General features: G+C 71.2%; 19 protein-coding genes and 1 pseudogene. 11 read left to right on the top strand and 9 right to left on the bottom strand.

Annotated elements, in window-relative coordinates; translation table 11 throughout:
• Nucleotides 1–154 precede the first annotated feature (154 nt).
• Entirely contained in the window at nt 155–418 is a 264-nt protein-coding gene (locus ACWC5O_RS38340) for a WhiB family transcriptional regulator (protein WP_003975777.1), read from the bottom strand.
• A gap of 629 nt (nt 419–1,047) precedes the next feature.
• On the opposite strand from ACWC5O_RS38340, the gene ACWC5O_RS38335 reads away from it, so the two are divergent.
• From ACWC5O_RS38335 to ACWC5O_RS38320, 4 genes are all read left to right on the top strand, one after another.
• Entirely contained in the window at nt 1,048–1,554 is a 507-nt protein-coding gene (locus ACWC5O_RS38335) for a cysteine dioxygenase (RefSeq protein ID WP_450591028.1), read from the top strand.
• 150 nt (nt 1,555–1,704) lie between these two features.
• Nucleotides 1,705–2,664 carry a 2-phospho-L-lactate transferase gene (gene cofD / locus ACWC5O_RS38330; RefSeq protein ID WP_450591030.1) on the top strand — a complete coding sequence of 320 codons (960 nt, stop codon included), beginning with the start codon at nt 1,705–1,707 and terminating at the stop codon, nt 2,662–2,664.
• The gene (locus ACWC5O_RS38325; protein WP_450591031.1) at nt 2,661–3,968 is read left to right on the top strand and encodes a coenzyme F420-0:L-glutamate ligase; all 1,308 of its coding nucleotides are present in this window, start codon (nt 2,661–2,663) and stop codon (nt 3,966–3,968) included. Before cofD ends, ACWC5O_RS38325 begins: the two co-directional genes overlap by 4 nt.
• A gap of 110 nt (nt 3,969–4,078) precedes the next feature.
• A complete protein-coding gene (locus ACWC5O_RS38320) occupies nt 4,079–5,125 on the top strand; it encodes a DNA-3-methyladenine glycosylase family protein (protein ID WP_450591032.1) in 1,047 nt (348 codons plus the stop codon).
• A gap of 239 nt (nt 5,126–5,364) precedes the next feature.
• Here ACWC5O_RS38320 and ACWC5O_RS38315 read toward each other — a convergent pair whose 3' ends face one another.
• Both ACWC5O_RS38315 and ACWC5O_RS38310 read right to left on the bottom strand, forming a co-directional pair.
• A complete protein-coding gene (locus ACWC5O_RS38315) occupies nt 5,365–6,447 on the bottom strand; it encodes a sugar phosphate nucleotidyltransferase (protein ID WP_450591033.1) in 1,083 nt (360 codons plus the stop codon).
• A gap of 199 nt (nt 6,448–6,646) precedes the next feature.
• Nucleotides 6,647–7,174: pseudogene (locus tag ACWC5O_RS38310) on the bottom strand (N-acetylmuramoyl-L-alanine amidase); the annotation flags it as partial.
• A gap of 33 nt (nt 7,175–7,207) precedes the next feature.
• Here ACWC5O_RS38310 and ACWC5O_RS38305 point away from each other — a divergent pair.
• From ACWC5O_RS38305 to ACWC5O_RS38290, 4 genes are all read left to right on the top strand, one after another.
• Nucleotides 7,208–7,963 (top strand): TIGR03089 family protein, encoded by a 756-nt coding sequence (locus tag ACWC5O_RS38305; protein WP_450591035.1) that lies wholly within the window; start codon nt 7,208–7,210, stop codon nt 7,961–7,963.
• Between the two features lie 173 nt (nt 7,964–8,136).
• Nucleotides 8,137–9,339, top strand: coding sequence for an LCP family protein (locus tag ACWC5O_RS38300; protein ID WP_450591036.1), 1,203 nt, complete (start codon nt 8,137–8,139; stop codon nt 9,337–9,339).
• Between the two features lie 232 nt (nt 9,340–9,571).
• Nucleotides 9,572–11,326: an LCP family protein gene (locus tag ACWC5O_RS38295; protein ID WP_450591037.1), complete on the top strand. Its 1,755-nt coding sequence runs from the start codon at nt 9,572–9,574 to the stop codon at nt 11,324–11,326.
• Between the two features lie 128 nt (nt 11,327–11,454).
• A complete protein-coding gene (locus tag ACWC5O_RS38290; protein WP_450591098.1) occupies nt 11,455–13,053 on the top strand; it encodes an LCP family protein in 1,599 nt (532 codons plus the stop codon).
• 54 nt (nt 13,054–13,107) lie between these two features.
• Here the strand turns inward: ACWC5O_RS38290 and ACWC5O_RS38285 are convergent, their stop codons facing one another.
• The gene (locus ACWC5O_RS38285; protein WP_450591038.1) at nt 13,108–14,151 is read right to left on the bottom strand and encodes a glycosyltransferase family 2 protein; all 1,044 of its coding nucleotides are present in this window, start codon (nt 14,149–14,151) and stop codon (nt 13,108–13,110) included.
• Between the two features lie 127 nt (nt 14,152–14,278).
• Here ACWC5O_RS38285 and ACWC5O_RS38280 point away from each other — a divergent pair, with 127 nt between their 5' ends.
• Nucleotides 14,279–15,781, top strand: coding sequence for an LCP family protein (locus ACWC5O_RS38280; RefSeq protein WP_450591039.1), 1,503 nt, complete (start codon nt 14,279–14,281; stop codon nt 15,779–15,781).
• Between the two features lie 14 nt (nt 15,782–15,795).
• On the opposite strand, the gene ACWC5O_RS38275 is transcribed toward ACWC5O_RS38280, so the two are convergent.
• Nucleotides 15,796–16,344: an acyl-CoA thioesterase gene (locus ACWC5O_RS38275; protein ID WP_450591040.1), complete on the bottom strand. Its 549-nt coding sequence runs from the start codon at nt 16,342–16,344 to the stop codon at nt 15,796–15,798.
• Nucleotides 16,345–16,462: 118 nt separating this feature from the next.
• Between ACWC5O_RS38275 and ACWC5O_RS38270 the strand changes: the two genes are divergently transcribed.
• Complete coding sequence (locus ACWC5O_RS38270; RefSeq protein WP_450591041.1) at nt 16,463–17,764, top strand: LCP family protein; 1,302 nt, start codon at nt 16,463–16,465, stop codon at nt 17,762–17,764.
• On the opposite strand, the gene ACWC5O_RS38265 is transcribed toward ACWC5O_RS38270, so the two are convergent.
• The 4 genes from ACWC5O_RS38265 to ACWC5O_RS38250 all read right to left on the bottom strand — a co-directional run bounded on the left by ACWC5O_RS38265 (nt 17,761) and on the right by ACWC5O_RS38250 (nt 21,208).
• A complete protein-coding gene (locus ACWC5O_RS38265; RefSeq protein ID WP_450591042.1) occupies nt 17,761–18,579 on the bottom strand; it encodes a class I SAM-dependent methyltransferase in 819 nt (272 codons plus the stop codon). The two genes, ACWC5O_RS38270 and ACWC5O_RS38265, sit on opposite strands and share 4 nt — an antisense overlap.
• 75 nt (nt 18,580–18,654) lie before the next feature.
• Complete coding sequence (locus ACWC5O_RS38260; protein WP_450591043.1) at nt 18,655–19,020, bottom strand: four-helix bundle copper-binding protein; 366 nt, start codon at nt 19,018–19,020, stop codon at nt 18,655–18,657.
• Nucleotides 19,021–19,144: 124 nt separating this feature from the next.
• Nucleotides 19,145–19,924 carry an SDR family oxidoreductase gene (locus ACWC5O_RS38255; protein WP_450591045.1) on the bottom strand — a complete coding sequence of 260 codons (780 nt, stop codon included), beginning with the start codon at nt 19,922–19,924 and terminating at the stop codon, nt 19,145–19,147.
• Nucleotides 19,925–20,050: 126 nt separating this feature from the next.
• On the bottom strand, nt 20,051–21,208 hold the full coding sequence (locus tag ACWC5O_RS38250; RefSeq protein ID WP_450591046.1) for an acyl-CoA dehydrogenase: 1,158 nt from the start codon (nt 21,206–21,208) through the stop codon (nt 20,051–20,053).
• Between the two features lie 181 nt (nt 21,209–21,389).
• On the opposite strand from ACWC5O_RS38250, the gene ACWC5O_RS38245 reads away from it, so the two are divergent.
• On the top strand, nt 21,390–22,733 hold the full coding sequence (locus tag ACWC5O_RS38245) for a UDP-glucose dehydrogenase family protein (protein WP_450591047.1): 1,344 nt from the start codon (nt 21,390–21,392) through the stop codon (nt 22,731–22,733).
• Nucleotides 22,734–22,753 lie beyond the last annotated feature (20 nt).

Raw genomic sequence — 22,753 nt, 5'->3', positions numbered from 1 at the left:
TTCGATGGACTGCGGTGGACGCCTGTGCCCACGGGGGGCAGCGGGGCGTCTCGGACGAGCGACCACACTATCGGCTGGGCATGACGACGGCCCGCCGCCTGTGGATAACCCACCGGCAACGGGCCGTTCGCGCAGTTTGTGTGTGTACGGGCGTTCAGACGGCGGCCTTCTTCAGGCGGCGGCGCTCACGCTCGGACAGGCCGCCCCAGATGCCGAAGCGCTCGTCGTTGGCGAGGGCGTACTCGAGGCATTCGGAGCGCACCTCGCAGGCGAGGCAGACCTTCTTCGCCTCTCTGGTGGAGCCGCCCTTCTCGGGGAAGAAGGACTCGGGGTCGGTCTGGGCGCACAGCGCGCGCTCCTGCCAGCCGAGTTCCTCGTCCGCGTCGTCGACCAGCAGTTGCTGCACCAGCTCGGTCATGTGCGCCCCTCGTCTGTCTTTCACGTCCCCGTATAGCCGTTACCGGTTTCGGCTGAACGACACGAGTGAAATTACAAGTGTGCTGATCCGGGCGAGTCAAGCCGAGATCTGCTATTGAGCCCGTTATTCACTCTGCGGAACCAAGGCCGTGCAGAAAGTGTTCAAATCGCCATATACCTTGACATGCAAGCGAGGCCCAGAGGGGCGGCGGACCCCGTACGGACCTCTGTACGAAGAAGGACGCCCCCGCGTTCGATCGCGTTCCGCGAGACTTGAGCGCTCGGTTGTGCGCCATGTGTCCTCGGGGCCGGGCGAACAAACCTTTCACCTGACAGATGAACCGGATGAGGTGAAACATGTCCCACATTCCGGGCGCCGAGTTGACAGTGCGAGTGTGAACCGCTGTCCTAGGGGGCATGCTCGCGAACTTGGCACTCACCTCGACCCGCACCGCCGGGTCCTTCGGTGCTGCCCAGATCCGCTGTAGCTGTTGTTGCTGTCCCAGCTGTTGAGCCCGACGCGCTCCGGCTGTCGCCGAGTCCTGTGACCCGGCCGTCTTCTCCTTTGCAGAACCCCCCGTTCAGGGCACCCGCTCTTCCGCTCTTCCGCCGAGGAATCACAGCATCCCGATGAACAGCGACAACGACCTCCAGATCGCCGGCGACATCCTCGAAGTCCCGCACCTGCTCCAGCCGCCGCGCGAGCACCCGGCCACCGTGGCCGAGTTCGTGGGCCTCGCCCGCGCCATCGCCGCCGACCGCTCCCGGTGGGCACACCTCGTCCGCTACGACGCCACCACCCGCTGGTACCACCGGCTGCGCACCGGCCCCGGCTACGAGGTGTGGCTGCTGTCCTGGGTGCCCGGACAGGGCAGCGGGCTGCACGACCACGGCCGCTCCTCCGGTGTCCTCACCGTGCTGGAGGGCACGCTGACCGAGCGGACCGAGCGCGCCACGCGCGCGCTGACGCCCGGCGCGCAGCGGGTGTTCGCGCCCGGGTACGTGCACGAGGTGGTGAACGACGCGCTGGAGCCGGCGGTGAGCCTGCACGTCTACTACCCGGGCCTGACCGAGATGCCGATGCACACGGCCCAGCACTGCGAGGCGCGCACCGAGCCGCGCCCGGTGAACGCCTGAGCGATCGACGCCTGGCAGATCACCGGCCGGCGGCCGACCGATGGCCGTCCGGCCGATGGACCGTCCGGCCGAATGACCGTCCGGCCGAATGACCGTCTGGCCGATCGACCACCTGACGCGTTGTCGTACCCGCCTGCCAGACTTGGCCCCATGCGCATTGTGGTTCTGGCAGGCGGCATCGGTGGTGCCCGGTTCCTGCGCGGTCTGAAGCGGGCCGCGCCGAACGCGGACATCACGGTGATCGGCAACACCGGTGACGACATCCACCTCTTCGGGCTCAAGGTCTGCCCGGACCTCGACACGGTGATGTACACGCTGGGTGGCGGCATCAACGAGGAGCAGGGCTGGGGGCGGAGCGACGAGACCTTCCACCTCAAGGCGGAACTGGCGGCCTACGGCGTCGGCCCGGACTGGTTCGGGCTCGGCGACCGGGATTTCGCCACGCACATCGTGCGGACGCAGATGCTGGGCGCCGGCTATCCGCTGAGCGCGGTCACCGAGGCGCTGTGCGACCGCTGGAAGCCGGGCGTGAGGCTGATTCCGATGACCGACGACCGCGTGGAGACGCACGTGGCGGTCGAGACGGACGGCGAGCGCAGGGCGATCCATTTCCAGGAGTACTGGGTACGGCTGCGCGCCTCGGTCCCGGCCGAGGCGGTCGTGCCGGTCGGCGCCGAGCAGGCCAAGCCCGCGCCCGGCGTCCTGGAGGCCATCGCCGAGGCGGACGTCATCCTCTTCCCGCCGTCCAACCCCGTCGTGTCCATCGGCACGATCCTCGCCGTGCCCGGCATCCGGGAGGCGATCGCGGACGCGGGCGTGCCGGTGGTGGGCCTCTCCCCCATCGTCGGTGACGCACCCGTGCGCGGGATGGCCGACAAGGTGCTCGCCGCGGTCGGCGTGGAGTCCACGGCGGCGGCGGTCGCCGAGCACTACGGCTCCGGGCTGCTGGACGGCTGGCTGGTCGACACCGTCGACGCCGGTGCGGTCGAGCGGGTCGAGGCGGACGGGATCCGCTGCAGGGCCGTACCGCTGCTGATGACCGACCTGGACGCGACCGCACAGATGGCGCGGGAGGCGCTGGCGCTGGCCGAGAAGGTGCGGGAAGCGTGAGCGAGGAGCGCGCGGAGTACCGGGTCTGGGCCCTGCCCGGCCTCCCCGAGGTGCAGCAGGGCGACGATCTCGCCAAGCTGATCGCCGCGACCGAGCCCGGTCTGGTCGACGGGGACGTGCTGCTCGTGACGTCCAAGATCGTGTCCAAGGCCGAGGGGCGGATCGTCGAGGCGGCCGACCGGGAGGCCGCGATCGACTCCGAGACCGTGCGGGTGGTGGCCCGGCGCGGCACGCTGCGCATCGTCGAGAACCGGCAGGGCCTGGTCATGGCCGCCGCCGGGGTCGACGCCTCCAACACCCCCGCCGGGACCGTGCTGTTGCTGCCCGAGGACCCGGACGCCTCCGCGCGCGCGATCCGCGACGGGCTGCGCGACACCCTCGGCGTCAACGTCGGGGTCGTCGTCACCGACACCTTCGGGCGGCCCTGGCGCTCGGGGCTCACGGACGTGGCGATCGGCGCCGCCGGGGTGCGCGTGCTGGACGATCTGCGCGGGGGCACGGACGCGTACGGCAATCCGCTCAGCGCGACCGTCGTCGCCACCGCGGACGAACTGGCCGCCGCTGGTGACCTGGTCAAGGGCAAGGCGGCGGGACGGCCGGTCGCCGTGGTGCGCGGACTGGCCCGGGCCGTGTCCGACGAGCACGGTGAGGGGGCGCGGGCGCTGGTGCGTACCGCGCAGGACGACATGTTCCGGCTCGGCACGTCCGAGGCCGTACGGGAGGCGGTGACCCAACGCCGTACCGTGCGGGCCTTCACCGACACCCCCGTGGACCCGGGCGCGGTCCGGCGTGCGGTGGCCGCGGCGGTGACCGCGCCCGCCCCGCACCACACCACACCCTGGCGGTTCGTGCTGCTGGAGTCGGAGGAGTCGCGGGTACGACTGCTCGACGCGATGCGCGACGCCTGGATCGCGGATCTGCGCCGGGACGGCAAGAGCGAGGAGTCCATCGCCAAGCGGGTCCGGCGCGGGGACGTGCTGCGGCACGCGCCGTATCTGGCCGTGCCCTGCCTCGTCATGGACGGCTCGCACACCTACGGGGATCCGCGGCGGGACGGCGCCGAACGGGAGATGTTCGTGGTCGCGGCCGGAGCGGGCGTGCAGAACTTCCTGGTGGCGCTGGCCGGGGAGCGGCTGGGGTCGGCGTGGGTGTCCTCGACGATGTTCTGCCGGGACGTGGTGCGCGAGGTGCTGGGGCTGCCGTCGGACTGGGACCCGATGGGGGCGGTGGCGATCGGGAATCCGGCGGAGGAGCCGAGGCCGCGGCCCGAGCGGGACGCGGGGGCGTTCATCGAGGTGCGGTGAGGTCCCGTACGACCGCCCGCTCTCACCTAGTCTCGTAGGACGACAGCCTCCGCGGCACCGGCACCCGGCACCCCCAGGACTCGTAGGACTCGGACTCGTAGGACTCATTCGTGGCAGGACGATTCGCTCCGCGGCCCACACTCCCCCACAGCCTCAAGGGCGTGGGAGGTGCCCCCATGCCCGTGCGCGGTGGGGAGGTCACCGTGCCCTCCGGGGTGCCTCGGCAGGGTGCGGGGGCCGCCGCGCGGGTGCGGAGCTGGGTGCCGGACGGGCCGCTCGATCTCGGGCTGGTGGTCGGGCCGCTGCGGCGCGGGCCGGCCGATCCGACGTTCCGGGCGACGCGGGACGGGTCCGTGTGGCGCGCCTGCCGGACGCCCGCCGGACCCGGGACGCTGCGGGTGTGCGTCCACGGTGGTGAGGTGCGCGCGGAGGCGTGGGGGCCGGGTGCCGAGTGGCTGCTGGAGCAACTGCCGGAGCTGCTCGGTGCCGCCGATGATCCGGACGCGTTCGTGCCGCGGCACCGGGTGGTGGCGCTGGCGCGGCATCGGCGGCCGGGGCTGCGGCTGACGCGGACCGGGCTGGTGCTGGAGTCGTTGATTCCGTCGGTGCTGGAGCAGAAGGTCACGACCGATGAGGCGTATCGGGCGTGGCGGTTGCTGGTGCGGAGGTTCGGGGAGCGGGCGCCTGGGCCTGCGGGGGTGAGCGAGCGGCCGATGTGGGTGATGCCGGCGCCGCGGACCTGGGCACTGATTCCCTCCTGGGAGTGGCATCGGGCCGGGGTCGACGACAAGCGGGCCTCCACGATTCTGCGGGCCGTGCGGGTTGCCGCGCGGCTGGAGCAGGGGGTGGGGATGTCGGCGGGTGAGGCTCAGGCGCGGTTGGAGGTTGTGCCGGGGATCGGGCCCTGGACGTCGGCGGAGGTCGTGCAGCGGAGTCATGGGGCGGCGGATGCGGTGACCGTCGGGGACCTGCATCTGCCGGGGATCGTGGGGTGGGCGCTGGCTGGGGATCGGGATGCCGACGATGCGGAGATGCTGCGCCTGCTCGAGCCGTACGCCGGGCAGCGGCATCGGGCGGCTCGCTTGATCCTGCTGAGCGGTCGGGCACCTGCGCGCAGGGCGCCGAAGATGCCCCGGGTGGACATCGGTCTGCTGTAAGGGCGTTTGCTTCGGTGCCCGGTGCGGCGGCCGGCCGGCCGGGGGTGGGTTTCACTCACCCGCGCCGGCGGGGTGCCTTTGCGCCCGCCCTCCCAGCTGTGCGGCCCGAAGGAACTGCGACTCCCCAGGGGCGCGGGGAACTGCGCGACCAGCCCCCGCCGGCCCGCAGGCGAGGGACGGTCCCAAGGGGGTCCGGGGGCGCAGCCCCCATGGGCAGGGCCCCCTGACCAGCCGCAGGGCTACTGGTCCGAGGAGAAGCGGAGCGCCCCCGCCGGGATGCGGGCGTCGCACCACACGCGCACTCCCTCGCGGAGTTCGTTGTCGGGGCCGACCACCGCGCCGTCGCCGATGACCGTGCCGGTGAGGATGGAGCGTTCGCCCACTCGGGCCCGGGTGCCGATGAGGGAGTCGGTGATGACGGCGCCGGGTTCGATGACGGCGCCGGGGAGGATCGTCGAGCCGAAGACCCGCGCGCCCTTCGCCACGAACGCGCCCTCGCCGACCACCGTGCCGCCGGTCAGCTTCGCGTCCGGGGCGACCGTGGCCGTGGGGAGGATCAGGCGGTCGCCGCAGCGGCCGGGGACGGCGGGGGACGGGGCCCGGCCGAGGACGAGGTCCGCCGAACCGCGGACGAAGGCGGCGGGGGTGCCGAGGTCGAGCCAGTACGTGGAGTCGACCATGCCCTGGAGGTGGGCCCCGGTGGAGAGGAGGTCCGGGAAGGTCTCGCGTTCCACCGATACGGGGCGGCCCGCCGGGATCGTGTCGATGACCGAGCGGCGGAAGACGTACGCCCCCGCGTTGATCTGGTCGGTGACGATCTCCTGCGGCGTCTGCGGCTTCTCCAGGAAGGCGAGGACGCGGCCGGTGTCGTCGGTGGGGACCAGGCCGTAGGCGCGCGGGTCCGTCACCTTGGTGAGGTGCAGGGAGACGTCCGCGCCCGTCGACTCGTGGGTGTGCACGAGCCGCCTGATGTCCAGACCCGTCAGGATGTCGCCGTTGAAGATCAGCACCGGGTCGTCGGGACCGGAGTGCAGACGCGAGGCCACGTTGCGGATGGCGCCGCCCGTGCCGAGGGGCTCCTCCTCGGTGACGTACTCGATGTGCAGCCCGAGGGAGGCGCCGTCGCCGAAGTAGGGCTCGAAGACCTCCGCGAGATAGCTCGTCGCGAGCACGATGTGCTCCACGCCCGCCGCTCTCGCCCGCGCCAGCTGGTGCGTGAGGAACGGCACCCCGGCCGCCGGGACCATGGGCTTCGGCGTGTGCACCGTGAGCGGACGCAGCCGGGTGCCTTTGCCGCCGACCAGGAGGATCGCTTCTGTCACCTGTCGTCTCTGCTTCCTGCCGGGACCGGCCGAACGACTCGTTTCGGCCGGCCAGTGTATGCAGACCGTGCGACGGTGCCCTCGTTGGCCGCGCGGTGACCCGCGAGATCGGCGTCCGGTTCCCCCCAACCGACCCCCTGCCGTCCGCGAGCTTCCCCCACCCGTCCCCCCGACGGCGGTGAACGCGCGCCCCGTGCCCTCAGCGCCCCTGATACCGCGCCGCGTTGGAACGGGCCGTGCCGAGCTCGGCGTAGAGCCGCTTGCCCGGGCACTCGGTGGCGAATCCGTCCCGATGGCCGGAGATCACGTCCAGTCGTACGTTCTTCCCCTTTGGGTAGAGATTGCCACCGCCCGACAACAGATATGTCTTTCCGCTGGGATCGGCACCGAAGAGCCCGGGCTTCCACGCGGTGAGTTCGGCGGCGGCCGTCACCGCGGCGGCGGACGGCCGGGCGGAGCTGGATGTGCCGATCACGGCGATGCCCATGCTGTTGGTGTCGAAGCCGAGGAGGTGGGCACCCCTGACCGACTTCGCCACGCCCCCGGCCCGGCCTTCGTAGATGCTTCCGCACTTGTCGACGAGGAAGTTGTAGCCGACGTCCCGCCGGCCCGTGCTCTTGACGTGGTAGCAGTGGATACTGCGGATGGCGGAGGGAGCCTGGGAGCAGGTGCAGTTGTTGCCCGAGGCGGTGTGACGCACGAAGGCCGCCTTGACCGCGTTCGTGTATGCGCGGGTCCGCCCCGGCGTACTCTTGCGCGGGTGAATGCCACCGATCGCACCCCTGCCGACCTGCTGCGTTCCGCGCTCGCCGCGGATCCCGGCCGCCCCCTGGTGACCTTCTACGACGACGCCACGGGCGAACGCGTCGAACTGTCCGTCGCCACCTTCGCCAACTGGGTGGCCAAGACCGCGAATCTCCTTCAGGGCGACCTGTCCGCCGGACCCGGCGACCGGGTCGCGCTGCTGCTGCCCGCGCACTGGCAGACGGCCGTGTGGCTGCTCGCCTGCGCGTCGGTGGGGGCGGTGGCGGACGTGGGCGGGGACCCGGCCGCCGCCGACGTCGTCGTCAGCGGGCCGGACTCCCTGGAGGCGGCGCGGGCGTGCCGCGGGGAGCGGGTCGCTCTCGCGCTGCGGCCGCTGGGCGGACGGTTCCCGCAGGTGCCGGAGGGCTTCGCCGACTACGCCGTGGAGGTGCCGAGCCAGGGGGACCGGTTCGTGCCGTTCGCGCCTGCGGATCCCGAGGAGGCGGCGCTGATCGTCGCGGGGGCCGAGTTCAGTGGGGGCGAGGTCGTCGAGCGGGCCCTGGCGGATGCGCCTTCGCTGGATCTGACGGGGCCTGGGTCTCGGTTGCTGTCGGGGTTGTCGTACGACACGTGGGAGGGGTTGAGCGCGGGGTTGTACGCGCCGTTGGCCGTCGGGGGGTCCGTGGTGCTGTGCAGGAATCTTGATCGGCTGGATGAGGAGGGTCTCGCCAAGCGGGTCGAGAGTGAGAGGGTGACTGCTTTGCGCCGCTGAGAAGGGGTGGAGCGGTCCTCTGGCGGGTGGGGGTCGTGGGGGTTGCTCGCGCCCACGCGGCGGAGCCGCACATCGGCACGGCCCCGCGCCCCTGAGGTTGGCTGCCGTCCCCCGTATGGAGTAGTACAGGGCGCCTTCGCCTTCCCGCACCTCCATCGTCGTAAGAGCAGGACGTGACGCTCGTACGCCGTGAGGGGGCCCGCACCGTGAACGACAGCGTTCGTCGGGGGCTCGGGGCCTCGGCCGCCGGGGAGGGGCTCCTGCGGCGGCGTCGGCGGCGGTGGGTCAGGGGGGCGGCGCTGGCGATGGGTGTGGTCGTCGTGGCGGCGGCCGGGGCGGGCTGGGCCGTCTACGCCAAGCTCAGTGCCAACATCACCCCGGATGACGCGGCCGCCGCGGAACTCGCCCGGTACGAGCGGGAGCGGCCCACCGCGCTGGTGCGGGGCGCGCAGAACATCCTGCTGATCGGGTCGGACACCCGGGCCGGGGACGGGAACGGGCAGTACGGGCGGGACCTGGGCAGTGAGCGGTCCGACACCACGATCCTGCTGCACCTGCCCGCCGACCGGCGCAGCGCCACCGCCGTCTCGCTGCCCCGGGACCTGATGGTGGACATCCCCGGCTGCCGTCGGGCGGACGGCAGCCGCAGCGAGCCGGTGTTCGCGATGTTCAACCACGCCTTCCAGGTGGGCGGTTCGGCCTGCACCATCCGTACCGTCGAGAAGCTGACGGACATCCGGATCGACCATCACATGGTGGTCGACTTCAGCGGGTTCAAGGAGATGGTCGACGCCGTCGACGGGGTCCAGGTGTGCCTGAAGGAGCCCATCGACGACAAGGCGGCCAAGCTGAAGCTGCCCGCGGGCCGAATAACCCTCGACGGGGAGCAGGCGCTCGGGTACGTGCGGGCCCGCAAGTCGATCGGCGACGGCAGCGACACCGAGCGGATGGAGCGGCAGCAGCGGTTCCTCGGCGCGCTCGTCAACAAGGTGCAGAGCAACGATGTCCTGCTGAACCCCGTGAAGCTGTATCCGGTGCTGGACGCGGCCACTTCCTCGCTCACCACGGACCCGGAACTGGCAAGTCTGCGCGGTTTGTACCAGTTGGTGCGCGGGCTGCGGAACATCCCCACGGAACATGTGCAGTTCCTGACGGTGCCGCGCGAGTCGTACGTCTACGACGCCAATCGCGATCAACTCGTGGAGCCGGAGGCCGAGAAGCTGTTCGCGCGGCTGCGGGCGGACCAGCCGGTGGCGGTGGCGCGGGAGGATTCTCAGGAAGTTCTCAGGGAGAGCCCCGGGGAGGATCCCGGGAGCGACCCCTCCGCCGCCCCGACGTTCCGCGGGAACACCGCCGCCGAGCACATCTGCGAGTAGGGCGCGCACCAAGACGACGAACTTCAGTTCAGAAATATGAGGGGGATTGCCCAGTTGTAGGAACGTGGAATTTGTCACCGGCGTCGCTTGACGCTGAACTGGGCGGATAGTGTGAGCGATCCGGTGCACCAGGCCGCGAGGTCAGTCCTGGGGTCGTGCACTGATTCACCGAGACCCGAGCGCCTTTGAGGGGGAAGGCGCCGCGTGGCCCCGACGGAGGATTCGGACAACCGTGGACGCGCAAGGCCGTGGGCGGGCGGACAACATCGACCCCGCAGACCAGTGGGTACTCAATCCGAACACCGGCGAATACGAACTGCGACTGAGCCCTTCCGCACCGCAGTCGTCGGTCCCCGGTCCGCGGAGACCGAACTCCCGTGACTCCGGCGGTGCCGGGCGCGGCCGCGGCGACGCGGCGGGGGGTCGGACGCGCGAGATGCGGGAGGTGCCCGGCGCGGAGGTGCCGGGCCCGCGGTCGGGCCGGCGTCGGGGTGCCGAGCCCGAGCCGCCGCCGACGCGGCGCGGCCGACGGCCGGTGAAGAAGAAGTCGAAGGCCAAGAAGGTACTGGCGTGGACGGCCGGCGGCACGGCGTTCGTCCTGGTCGCCGTCGGCACGGCCGGCTACCTCTACCTCAAGCACCTCGAGGGCAACGTCACCACCACGGACGTCGGCGACGCGGCCAAGGACGGCTTCAGCAAGGACGGCGCCTTCAACATCCTGATCATCGGCACCGACAAGCGCACCGGTAAGGGCAACGAGGGCTACGGCGACAAGAACAGCGTCGGGCACGCGGACACCAACATCCTGCTGCACGTCGCCAAGGACCGGACGAACGCGACCGCGCTGAGCATTCCGCGCGACCTGATCGTGGACGTGCCGGACTGCGAGACCACGCAGGCCGACGACACCAAGAAGATCATTCCGGGCACCGACGGCGTCCGCTTCAACACCAGCCTGGGCCAGGAGGGCCGGGACCCGGGCTGCACGATGCGCACGGTGAAGGCGGTCACCGGCATCGAGCCCGACCACTTCATGATGGTCGACTTCAACGCGGTGAAGACCCTGACGACGGCGGTCGGCGGCGTCGACGTGTGCCTCAAGCACGCGGTGAAGGACAAGCAGTCGCATCTGGACCTGCCCGCCGGCCCGTCCAAGATCGCGGGCGAGCAGGCACTGGCGTTCGTCCGCACCCGGCACAGCTGGGGCAACCAGGGCGACCTCGACCGCATCAAGGTGCAGCAGCAGTTCATGGCCTCACTGATGCGCAAGATGTCCTCCAGCGACACCCTCACCAGCCCGACCAAGATCGTGAAGCTGGCGGAGGCGGCCACCAAGGCGCTGACCGTCGACAAGGGCATCGGCAAGGTGAGCACGCTCAAGGACGTGGCGCTGGAGCTGAAGAAGGTGCCGCCGAAGAACATCTCGTTCATGACGGTGCCGGTGGTCGACAACCCGGCCGAGAAGGTCCACGCGACGGTCGTCGTCGACAAGACGAGGGCGCCCGAGGTCTTCGACGCCATCAGGAACGACGTCTCCTTCACCGAGGTGAAGAAGAAGCGGAAGGCGGCCAAGGACGCGGCGGCCGCCCGCCTCAAGGGCAGCAAGTCCCAGCCCTCCGAGGTGCGGGTGCGGGTCCTCAACGGCGGCGCCGAGTCCGGCAGCGCGCAGGAGACCCTGCAGTGGCTGCAGACCCAGGAGGGTGTGCTCAAGTCGGAGAACGCGGGCAACGCGCCCGCGGCACTGAGCAGGACCACGCTCGAGTACGCGCCCGACCAGGCGCCCCAGGCGCGTGAACTGGCCGCTCTGATGGGGCTGCCCGGAACCGCGCTGAAGCCGGGCAAGAGCGTGACCAACTCCCAGGGGCTGCCCGCGATGACCCTCACCCTGGGCAAGGACTTCAAGGGTGCGGGCGTCTCCCTCACCCCTCCGACGAAGGCTCCGTCGGTGGACAAGTCCACGGCGGACAAGGTTCAGTGCGCCTCGTAGGTAACCCAACGGGTCCGTCGTGCGTCTAACTCGGCGCGGGACGGACCCGTTTCATGGCGCAGGGTGGGGAGGGCAGGGAGTTGTCGCAGAGCGATGTGCGCGGGGAGCCTCCTGCGGTCGAGGACACGATGGCGCTCACGCCGCAGGCCGCAAAGGCTCCCGAGGGGTCCGGACGGCATGGCGGCGGGCGTCGCGGCGGCGGTCCGAAGACCGAGCGGCGGGGGCCCCGGCGGCGCGTGTTGCGCTGGTCGGCGACGGTGCTGGCGGTGGTGATACTTGGCACGGCCGGCGCCGGATACCTGTACTACCAGCACCTGAACGGCAACATCCAGAAGGGCCGCCGCAGCAACGGCGACGACTCCAAGGCGCAGCGGACCCGGCCGAACGCGGCCGGCCAGACCCCGCTGAACATCCTGCTGATCGGCTCCGACAGCCGTAACTCCGACGAGAACGTGAAGCTCGGCGGCGCCAAGTACGACCGCGGCAGCCCACCGCTCGCCGACGTGCAGATGCTCATCCACCTCTCCGCGGACCGCAAGAGCGCCGCCATGGTGAGCATTCCCCGGGACACCCGGGTCGACATCCCCAAGTGCACGGATCCCGACAACGGCAAGGTCTACCCGGCGACGAACGCCATCATCAACACCACCCTGGCCCGGGGCGGGGCCGGCTGCACGCTGGCCACCTGGGAGAACCTCACCGGCGTCTACATCGATCACTGGATGACGATCGACTTCGCGGGCGTGGTGAAGATGGCGGACGCCATCGGCGGCGTCGAGGTGTGCGTGCGGCAGAACGTGTGGGACCACTCGACGCCCGCCCAACGCGGCGGCTCCGGGCTGAAGATGAAGGCCGGCCGGAAGAAGGTCCAGGGCGTGCAGGCCCTGCAGTGGCTGCGCACGCGGCACGCCTGGGGCAGTGACGTGATGCGGGCCCGCGCCCAGCACATGTACCTGAACTCGATGATCCGCACGCTGAAGCAGCAGAACGTGTTCACCGACACCGGCCGGCTGATGGACCTGGCCGAGGCGGCCACCAAGTCCCTGAAGGTGTCCGAGGAGATCGGCACCGTCAAGAAGCTCTACGACCTGGGCACGGAGCTGAAGTCGGTGCCGGCGGACCGCATCACGTCCGTGACGATGCCCAACGTCCAGGACGCGCAGAACAGCGAGCACGTCGTACCGGAGAAGGCCGGCGCCGACAAGCTGTGGCAGATGCTCCGCGACGACGTGCCCTTCGACAAGAACGGCAAGCCGTCGGGGGCGAAGAAGGCGGCGAGCAAGTCCCGGCCGACGAAGACCCCTTCGGTCGACGCGGCCCGGCTCGGGGTGCTGGTGCAGAACGCCACGCAGTCCTCCGCCGAGGCCGCCGTCGGCGGCCGGGCCGGCACGGTCAGCCAGGCGCTCGTGCAGAAGGGGTACGCCAGGGCCACGGCCGACACCTCGGCGACGCTGTCCGCGGACCAGACCGTCGTGCGCTACCCGAGCGCCGACCTGGAGGGGGACGCGCAGGCCGTCGCCAAGGCGCTGGGCATCCCGATGAACCAGGTGAAGCAGTCGACCGACGTGTCGGGAGTCACCCTCGTCGTGGGCGCGGACTGGCGCACGGGCACCGCCTACCCCAGGAAGTCCGCCCCGAAGGCCGGCGATCTGCCCGGCAACTCCGACGCCATCAACGGCTCGGACACCTCCCAGTGCATGGACGTGTACAAGCCCTACCAGTGGTGAACGAACACGAGGGCCCCTCCTCGACGTGCGGAGGGGCCCTCTTCGTCCAGGTGCTCAGCGGGATTCGAGCACCGCCGGCCGCCGCGAGGCGATCACCCGCTTCGCCAGGGACCTGGGGCTGGTCAGGAAGCCCCAGCCCCACGACATGTGCATGGTCGCGAGGGCCACCGGGATCCGCAGCCGGGCCCTGACCGGCAGCCCCTTGCCCGCCGGGACCGAACCCGCCACGATCGCCGCCAGATAGCCGCCGGGGATCACCAGACCCCACGGCGTCAGGGCCGCGCCCACCACGAGACCCGCCGCTATGGCGCACACCGCGGTCGGCGGGGCGAGGTAGCGCAGGTTGATGGAGCCCTCGTGGTAGCGGGCGACGACACGGCGCCAGCGGCCGTAGTCCTTGTACTGCTTGGCGAGCGCCTTCACGCTGGGCCGCGGCCGGTACGACACCTTCAGCTCCGGCGAGAACCAGATCAGGCCGCCCGCCTCGCGGATGCGGAAGTTCAGCTCCCAGTCCTGGGCGCGGATGAACTCCTCGTTGTAGCCGCCCTGTTGATCCAGCGCCTCGCGGCGGAAGACACCGAGGTAGACCGTCTCGGCGGGGCCCGCCTGGCCACCGGTGTGGAAGGCCGCGTTGCCGACGCCGATCTTCGAGGTCATGGCGGCGGCGACCGCGTGCTCCCAGTCGTTCTCGCCCTCGGCGTGCATGATGCCGCCGACGTTCTGCGCGCCGGTCTCCTCCAGGAGCCGCACGGCGGTCGCGATGTAGTTCGGCGAGAGCATGCCGTGGCCGTCGACGCGGACCACGATCGGGTGCCGGGAGGCCTTGATCGCCGCGTTCAGCGCGGCGGGGGTGCGGCCGGTCGGGTTCGGGACGGTGTGCACGCGCTTGTTCTTATGGGACGCAGTCTCGGCGACCAGCTCGGCGGCGATCTCGTCCGTGCGGTCCGTGGACGGACCGAGGGCGATCACGACCTCCATCTCGCCGGCGTACTCCTGCGCGAGGATCGCTTGGACGGCCCCGCGCAGATGCCGCTCCTCGTTGAGGACGGGCATGATCACAGAAACGGCGGGGTGTCGCACGTCGGGCTTGGCGTTCATAGGGGGCTCACGTTACCGCGAACGGGGGACACCGGTGCGCGCCGCCGGGGCGTGGGGGTGGGCTGGAGATCGTATCGGCCTACTGTGCTCACAAATCCCACGCACGGCCGCAGTCCGGAGGTGTCCCTTGCCCAGCCCGCCTAGGTCCCCCGCCCGGCCGCAGCGCCGACCGCAACCGCCCCGCCGGGTGCCACGGCAGCCCGAACGGGTCGTGCGGCCCCCGCGCCCCCGGCGGCCGCGCTGGGCCATGCGGGCGGTGACCACGCTGTCCGTGGTGGTGCTCGCCTCCGCCGGGATCGGCCACGCGGTCGTCACCAGCCTGGACGCCCGCATCACCCGGGTCGACGCCTTCAAGGACATGAAGAACCGGCCCCGCGCGGGGCACGGCATGAACGTCCTGCTGGTCGGCACCGACGGCCGCGACAAGATCAGCGAGTCGCAGCGGCGCGCGTACCGGCTGGGCGGGCAGCCCTGCCACTGCACCGACACGATGATGATCGTGCACATCTCGGAGGACCGGGAACGGGCGAGCGTGGTGAGCCTGCCGCGCGACTCCTACGCCGAGGTGCCCGAGCGCGTCGACCCGGCCACCGGCCGGCGGCACGCCCCGCACCCCGTCAAGCTGAACGCGGCCTACGCCGAGGGCGGGCCCCAGCTGACCATCGCGACGGTCGAGAACATGACCCGTGTGAAGATCGACCACTATCTGGAGGTCGACTTCACCAGCTTCATGAAGACCGTGGACGTGCTCGGCGGCGTCCGGATCTGCACGGCGACCCCGCTGAAGGACTCGTACACGGGCCTCGAACTCGCGCCCGGCACGTACACCCTCAACGGCGGGCAGGCACTGCAGTACGTGCGCGCCCGGCACGTGGACGGGGCGAGCGACCTGGGCCGGATGAAGCGGCAGCAGCGTTTCCTGGCCGCGCTGATCGAGCGGGCCACCTCCTCCGGGGTGCTGCTGAACCCGATGCGGTTCCGGGACGTGACCCGGGCGGTGCTCGGCTCAGTACGGGCCGACGAGGGCTTCGGCACCGACGAGCTGCTCGACCTCGGCCGGGCGATGCGGAACTTCTCCCCGTCCTCCTCCGAGTTCTCCACGGTGCCCATCGGGCAGATGAACTTCCCGGTGAAGGGCCTCGGCTCGACCCTGAAGTGGGACCCGGCGGCGTCCGGCCGGCTCTTCCAGGCCCTGCGCGACGACAAGCCGCTCACCGTGGACCACCCGCACCGCGGGCCTCGGCCCGCGCCCGTCGAGGTCGAGCCGCGGCAGGTCCGGGTCCAGGTGGAGAACGGCACCGGCACGGCCGGGCTCGCCAAGCGGATCGACGCGGCGCTCGCGGCGGCCGGCTTCGCCACCACCCACCGGCCGACCACCGCGCCCGTGCACGACGTCAGGCGCACGGTGATCTCCTACGACCCCCGCTGGGACCGCTCCGCCCGCACCCTGGCCGCGGCCCTGCCCGGCAGCGTGCTGCGCGCGGTACGGGGCATGGGTCCGATGCTCAAGGTGACCGGCGGGTCCGACTTCAAGGCCGTGCACCAGGTGAAGGTCGAGGACCCGGCCAAGCCCGAGCAGAGCGCGCTGCGCGGCAACGAGGTGGTCTGCCCGGCTTCTGAAGAGGCCTAGTCCTCTGAAGAGGCTCAGTCCTCGAAACCCGCCGCCGCGCGCTTCTCGCGCAGCTCGCGGATCTCGCGCCGGCGGGCCAGGCGGTGGGTGCGGCGGATCTGGGCCTCCTGGTTGCGGCGGCGGTCGCGGTCGGTCTCCGGTATCACCGGGGGCACCCGGCGCGGCTTGCCGTCGGCGTCCACGGCCGCGAAGACCAGATAGGCCGAGCCGACCTGGGTCGGCGGGGTCGACTCGTTCCAGCGCTCGGCCAGGACCCGGACGCCGACCTCCATCGAGGTCCGGCCGGTCCAGTTGACCTGGGCCTTCACATGGACCAGGTCGCCCACGCGGACCGGCTCGAGGAAGGCCATCTCGTCCATGGACGCGGTGACGGCGGGACCGCCGGAGTGCCGGCCGGCCACCGCGCCCGCCGCGTCGTCGACCAGTTTCATGATCACCCCGCCGTGCACCGTCCCCAGCAGGTTGGTGTCGTTGTGGGTCATGATGTGGCTGAGCGTGGTGCGGGAAGCGGATGTCGGCTTGGCCGGGATGTCCGGATCCGCGTCCGGGGCCTGGTCTGTCATGGCCCCACCTTAAACCGAAGCGACATTCACGGAATTTGTGACGGCTTCGCAACAGCGCCGCTCTGATTTTCCGACACCCCTTGTAAGGCCCGCACCCGTGCCCTGCACACTGGGGCGCATGAATGACTGGCCCCAGGGATGGTCCGACGACAATCGCGGCCCGCGCTACGGACGCGGCAGCGGCGGCGCGCAGCCGGAAGGCGCCCGTGTGATGCGCCAGGTGCGGCGCGGCCCTGCGGGACCGCCCGGGCAACGCGGGTACGGCGGCGGGGTCCCGCAGCAGCCGTCGTACGTCGACGGCCAGGGATACGACGACGGCGCCGGCTACGGCGACTACGACAGCGGCTACAACACGGGCCAGGTCTACGGGGGCGGCCACGGCGGCGGCTTCGTGCCCAACGACAACGACGCGGACCCGGACGTCGGGCGCTACCGGCCGCGGCCGAACTGGCGCCGCCGCATCAAGTGGACCGCGATCACGGTGGCCGGTGTGCTGATCGTCACGTCCGTGGCGACCTACTTCTGGGCCGACTCGAAGCTGCGCCGCGAGGTCGACCTGTCGAAGGTCATCGACCGGCCGGAGTCCGGCTCGGGCACGAACTACCTGATCGTCGGCTCGGACAGCCGCGAGGGCATGTCCAAGGCTGACGAGAAGAAGCTGCACACCGGTGGCGCCCAGGGCAAGCGCACCGACTCGATGATGATCCTGCACGTCGGCGACAACGGCGACACGCTGATCTCGCTGCCGCGTGACTCGGACGTGGAGGTCCCGTCGTACAAGGGGTCGACGTCCGGGAAGATCTACCCGGCCAAGGGCCGGCACGAGAAGCTGAACGCGGCCTACGCCGAGGACGGCCCGACCCTTCTCGTGCGCACGATCGAGTACAACACCGGCCTGCACATCGACCACTACGTCGAGATCGGCTTCCAGGGCTTCGCGAACATCGTGGACGCGGTCGGCGGCGTCGACATCGACATCGACAAGGGCTTCAAGGACAAGTGGTCCGGCGCCGACTTCAAGGCGGGCAAGCAGACCCTCAACGGCCAGCAGGCCCTCGCCTTCGTCCGCACCCGGCACGCCTTCGCGACCAGCGACCTGCAGCGCACCAAGAACCAGCAGAAGTTCCTGGCCGCGCTGGCCCACCAGGTCGCCACCCCGTCGACGGTCCTGAACCCCTTCAAGCTCTACCCGACCATGGGCGCGGGCCTGGACTCCCTGATCGTCGACAAGGACATGGGCCTGTGGGACCTGGCGTCCATGTTCTGGGCGATGAAGGGCGTCAGCGGCGGTGACGGCACCTCGATGAACATGCCGATCTCCGGGTCCACCGGCGGCAACCTCGTCTGGGACAAGGCGAAGGTGAAGACGCTGGTGAACGAGTTGAAGAACGACCAGAAGGTGAGCGTCACCGGCAACTAGGCGGTCGCGGAGGCCAGCAGCGAGACATGGGGAAGGGCGAGCAGCCCTTCCCCATCCGCGTATGCGGCGCTCAGCCGCTCGTACTCCCGCCGGATCCGGACGACCGTCTCCGCGTCCTGCGAGGTCACGACCAGCCCGACGGTGGCGACCCCGCCGGCCGCGCCGCCCCACCACTCCTCGACGCCGGCCCGGTGATCCCAGGCCAGCTCCGCCGCCTCGGCACCGCCGAACCCGGCCTGCGTGAGCAGCTCCGCCAAGCCCTCCGGGGTGCGCGTGAAGTCCTCGTCCGGGTCCAGGCGCGGCAGGTACGACGGCGGTACGGCACCGCCGGCCGCGCAGGCCTGCCCGAGCAGCTCCTGCCCGGCCCCGCGCCGGGCGCCCCACAGCGTCAGGGCGATCCGTCCGCCGGGCCGCAGCACCCGCCGCAGCTCGGCGAGCGCGGTCCGCGGCCGGCCCACGTGGTTGAGCACGAAGTTGCCGACCACGGCGTCGAACTCCCCGTCCGGGAAGGGCAGTTCGGGCAGGACGGCGACCTCAGCGGCCACCCCGCGCCGCCGCGCCTCGGCGACCATGCCGGCGTCGGCGTCCACGGCCCGCACCAGCGCGCCCCGCTCCCCCGCCGCCAGGGCGGCCGTGCCGGTCCCGGTCCCGACGTCGAGGACCCGCGTCCCCGCGCCGACCCGGGCCGCGTCCAGCAGCGCGGGCACCGGGTACGCACACAGCCGGCCGAAGCTCCCGGCGTACGCCTCGGTCCGCCCCGCCCACATCGCTCGCTCGGCGGCGTCGAAGGCCGCCGTCGCATCCGTCTCGGTCATGGCCCCAGCCTGCCGCACAAAGGATCAAGGGCACCCACGGGGGTGCCCCTGAACGCCCTCATCGGCAGCAGCGGGTCACATCCGCGCGCCCGCCATCGCCCGGCACATCTCCGCGCAGCGACGACACGCCTCGGCACAGCGCATCATCTGCTTGTCGTCGGGCATGGACATACACGCCTCGGCGCACATGTCGCAGGCCTTGGCGCACATCGCGCACATCTCGGGCGACATCGGCGAGCGGCGCATCATCATGTCGGCGCACATGCGGGTCATCTCGGAGCAGTCCATGAGCGCGCGCATGATCTGCATCTGGGCCTGGCCGCCCATCTGCATGCAGGAGCTCATGGTCTCCTCGCAGATGTTGTGGCACGACATGCAGGCCTCGACGCAGTCCTGCATCTGCTTGGTCATGGCGGTCATGGCGGTTCCGGGCTGGGTCATGGCTCCTCCTGGGAGGGAGAGGGGTCCGGGGCGGGCCCCGTGTGCTTCCGTCCTACGCCCGGGTGCCCCGCTCTGCCATCCGACGCCTGCCCCGCTTCACACCCGTTCGGCCCGCAGGGAGACTTCAGACGGTGGGGGTCGTGCCGCCGTCGATGACGTACTCGGCGCCGAGGATGGCCGCCGCGCGGTCCGAGACCAGGAAGGCGATCAGGTCGGCGACCTCCTCGGGGCGGTCGGGGCGCCCGAGCGGGATCCCGCCGAGGGAGTCCATGAGCCGGTCCAGGGCCGCCTCCCGGGTGACGCCGGCCTCCTCGGCGATGCGGGTCACCAACTGGTCGGCCGCGCTGGTCCGGATGAAGCCGGGCGAGACCGCGGTGACCCGGACACCGTGCGGGGCGACCTCGTTCGCCAGGCCCTTGCTGTAAGTGGTCAGCGCGGCCTTCGCGGCGGCGTAGGCGAGGGTGCCGTTCCACAGCGGCATCCGGCGCTGGATGGAGGTGACGTGCACGATCACGCCCCGGCCGGCCTCGATCATGCCGGGCAGCAGGCCGCGGTCCAGGCGTACGGCCGCCAGCAGGTTGACGGTCAGCTCGCGGGCCCAGTCGTCCTCGCCGAGGACCGCGAAGCCGCCGGCCGGGGCCGCGGATCCCCCCAGGGTGTGGACGAGGATGTCGACGCCGCCCAGGCGGGCGTTCACCTCGGAGACGACCTGGGCGGCGCCCTCGACGGTGGAGAGGTCCGCCGCGATGAAAGTCTTCTCCTCGACCTCGTCGGGGCGGCTGCGGGCGGTGACGAGCACGCTCGCCCCGGCCCGGCGCAGGCGTTCGGCGACGGCGGCTCCGGTGCCCCTGGTGCCGCCGGTGACCAGCGCGCGCCGGCCGTCGAGGGATTCGCTGGTGGGCATGGTGACGGTGCCTTCCGTGACCGGGACCGGGCCCGGGAACGCCCCCGCTGTCCACGCTACGCCGATACGCCGGTAGCCCCCGTCCGAGGGCGGACGGGGGCTACCGGGAAGCGAGGAGAGCGCGCCTTACGGCAGGTTGCGGGCCATGACGATCCGCTGGACCTGGTTCGTTCCTTCGTAGATTTGCGTGATTTTCGCATCGCGCATCATCCGCTCCACCGGGTAGTCCCGCGTGTAGCCGTAGCCGCCGAGGAGCTGGACGGCGTCGGTCGTGACCTCCATGGCCACGTCCGAGGCGAAGCACTTGGCGGCCGCGCCCTGGAAGGTGAGGTCGCTGTCGCCGCGCTCGGAGGCGGCCGCGGCCTGGTAGGTCAGGGCGCGGGCGGCGGCGATCTTCATGGCCATGTCGGCGAGCATGAACTGGATGCCCTGGAAGTCGGCGATCGGCTTGCCGAACTGCTTGCGCTCCTGGACGTAGCCCTTGGCGTAGTCGAGGGCGCCCTGGGCGACACCGAGGGCCTGGGCCGCGATGGTGATGCGGGTGTGGTCCAGGGTCTTCATGGCGGTGGCGAAGCCGGTGCCCTCCTCGCCGATCATGCGGTCGGCGGGGATGCGGACGTTGTCGAAGTAGACCTCGCGGGTCGGGGAGCCCTTGATGCCGAGCTTCTTCTCCGGGGCGCCGAAGGAGACGCCCTCGTCCGACTTCTCGACGACGAAGGCGGAGATGCCCTTGGTGCGCTTGGCCGGGTCCGTCACGGCCATGACCGTGTAGTACTCGGAGACGCCCGCGTTGGTGATCCAGCGCTTCACGCCGTTGAGGACGTAGTGGTCGCCGTCGCGGACCGCCTTCGTCTTCATGCCGCCCGCGTCCGAGCCCGCCTCCGGCTCGGAGAGGCAGTACGAGAACATCGCGTCGCCCTTGGCGAGCGGGGTGAGGTACTTCTTCTTCAGGTCCTCGGAGCCGGACAGGATCACCGGGAGTGAGCCCAGCTTGTTCACGGCCGGGATGAGGGAGGAGGACACGCAGGCGCGGGCCACCTCCTCGATCACGATGACCGTGGCGAGCGCGTCGGCACCGGCGCCGCCGTACTCCTCGGGCACGTGCACGGCGTGCAGGTCGCCCGCGACCAGGGCGTCGAGAGCCTCCTGCGGGAAGCGGGCCTCCTCGTCCACCGCGGCGGCGAACGGCGCGATCTTCGCCTCGACCAGCGAACGGACGGCGTCGCGGAGCATGTCGTGCTCCTCGGACGGGCGGTACAGGTCGAAGTCAGCCGATCCGGCCACGGTCTCTCACGCTCCAAAGACGCAGTGATACTGACGCTAATTACCGTTAAGTAACTCAAATTTTAGAGGGCCGCCCGGAGGACGCCTACGTGAGATGGGCGACAGCTGGGAAATTGCCCGGTGGACGGCCCGACTATGCTCGGCTCCGCATCACCGACGTACCCCGATCTGGAGCACATCCATGAGCCTGAAGATCACCGTGATCGGCACTGGTTACCTGGGCGCCACGCACGCCGCGGCCATGGCCGAACTCGGTTTCGAGGTGCTGGGGCTCGACGTCGTGCCCGAGAAGATCGCGATGCTGGAGCGCGGCGAGACCCCGATGTACGAGCCGGGGCTGGAGGAGCTGCTGCGCCGGCATGTCGCGGGCTTCGAGGGGTCCACCGGGCGGCTCAGGTTCACCCAGGACTGGGCCGAGGTCGGGGCCTTCGGTGACGTGCACTTCGTCTGTGTGAACACTCCGCAGCGGCACGGGGAGTACGCGGCGGACATGTCGTACGTCGACGCCGCCTTCGCCTCCCTCGCCCCGCATCTGCACGGGCCCGCCCTGGTCGTCGGCAAGTCGACGGTGCCGGTCGGCTCGGCCGAGCGGCTGGCCGCCTACCTTGCCGAGCACGCGCCCGCCGGTGCGGACGCCGAGCTGGCCTGGAACCCGGAGTTCCTGCGCGAGGGCTTCGCCGTGCAGGACACGCTGCACCCGGACCGGATCGTGGTGGGCGTGCGCGGCGAGCGCGCGGAGAAGCTGCTGCGGGAGGTGTACGCGACGCCTGTCGGCGAGGGCACGCCGTTCGTGGTGACCGACTTCCCGACGGCCGAACTGGTGAAGACCTCGGCGAACTCCTTCCTCGCCACCAAGATCTCCTTCATCAACGCGATGGCGGAGGTCTGCGAGGCCGCGGGCGGTGACGTGGTGAAGCTGGCGGAGGCCATCGGCTACGACGACCGGATCGGGAAGAAGTTCCTGCGCGCCGGCATCGGGTTCGGCGGTGGCTGTCTGCCGAAGGACATCCGGGCGTTCATGGCGCGCGCCGGCGAGCTGGGCGCGGACCAGGCGCTGACCTTCCTGCGCGAGATCGACTCCATCAACATGCGCCAGCGCGGCCAGATGGTGGAGCTGGCCCGGCAGGCGCTGGGCGACGGTCCCTTCCTGGGCAAGCGGGTCGCGGTGCTCGGCGCCACCTTCAAGCCGGACTCGGACGACGTCCGCGACTCGCCCGCGCTGAACGTGGCCGGGCAGATCCATCTGCAGGGCGGCCAGGTGACCGTGTACGACCCGAAGGGCATCGAGAACGCCCGACGGGTCTTCCCCACCCTGGGCTACGCCGACACGGCCCTCGACGCGGTCCGGGGCGCCGACATCGTGCTGCACCTGACCGAGTGGCGGGAGTTCCGCGAGCTGGACCCGGCGGCGCTGGGCAGGGTCGCGGCGGACCGGCTGATCCTGGACGGGCGCAACGCCCTGGACCCGGAGCTGTGGCGGCGGGCCGGGTGGACGTACCGGGCGATGGGCCGCCCGACCGCGTAGCGGCATCCGTACGGAGGCAT

It is taken from the genome of Streptomyces sp. NPDC001450, assembly GCF_053597295.1.
This window is presented reverse-complemented; position numbering and strand designations above follow the sequence as displayed.

Coding starts and splice junctions, on each gene's coding strand:
- ACWC5O_RS38245 (WP_450591047.1), top strand. CDS start 21,390: ATGAGCCTGAAGATCACCGTGATCGGCACTGGTTACCTGGGCGCCACG.
- ACWC5O_RS38275 (WP_450591040.1), bottom strand. CDS start 16,344: ATGACAGACCAGGCCCCGGACGCGGATCCGGACATCCCGGCCAAGCCG.
- ACWC5O_RS38260 (WP_450591043.1), bottom strand. CDS start 19,020: ATGACCCAGCCCGGAACCGCCATGACCGCCATGACCAAGCAGATGCAG.
- ACWC5O_RS38270 (WP_450591041.1), top strand. CDS start 16,463: ATGAATGACTGGCCCCAGGGATGGTCCGACGACAATCGCGGCCCGCGC.
- ACWC5O_RS38290 (WP_450591098.1), top strand. CDS start 11,455: ATGGCGCTCACGCCGCAGGCCGCAAAGGCTCCCGAGGGGTCCGGACGG.
- ACWC5O_RS38265 (WP_450591042.1), bottom strand. CDS start 18,579: ATGACCGAGACGGATGCGACGGCGGCCTTCGACGCCGCCGAGCGAGCG.
- ACWC5O_RS38335 (WP_450591028.1), top strand. CDS start 1,048: ATGAACAGCGACAACGACCTCCAGATCGCCGGCGACATCCTCGAAGTC.
- ACWC5O_RS38255 (WP_450591045.1), bottom strand. CDS start 19,924: ATGCCCACCAGCGAATCCCTCGACGGCCGGCGCGCGCTGGTCACCGGC.
- ACWC5O_RS38285 (WP_450591038.1), bottom strand. CDS start 14,151: ATGAACGCCAAGCCCGACGTGCGACACCCCGCCGTTTCTGTGATCATG.
- cofD (WP_450591030.1), top strand. CDS start 1,705: ATGCGCATTGTGGTTCTGGCAGGCGGCATCGGTGGTGCCCGGTTCCTG.
- ACWC5O_RS38340 (WP_003975777.1), bottom strand. CDS start 418: ATGACCGAGCTGGTGCAGCAACTGCTGGTCGACGACGCGGACGAGGAA.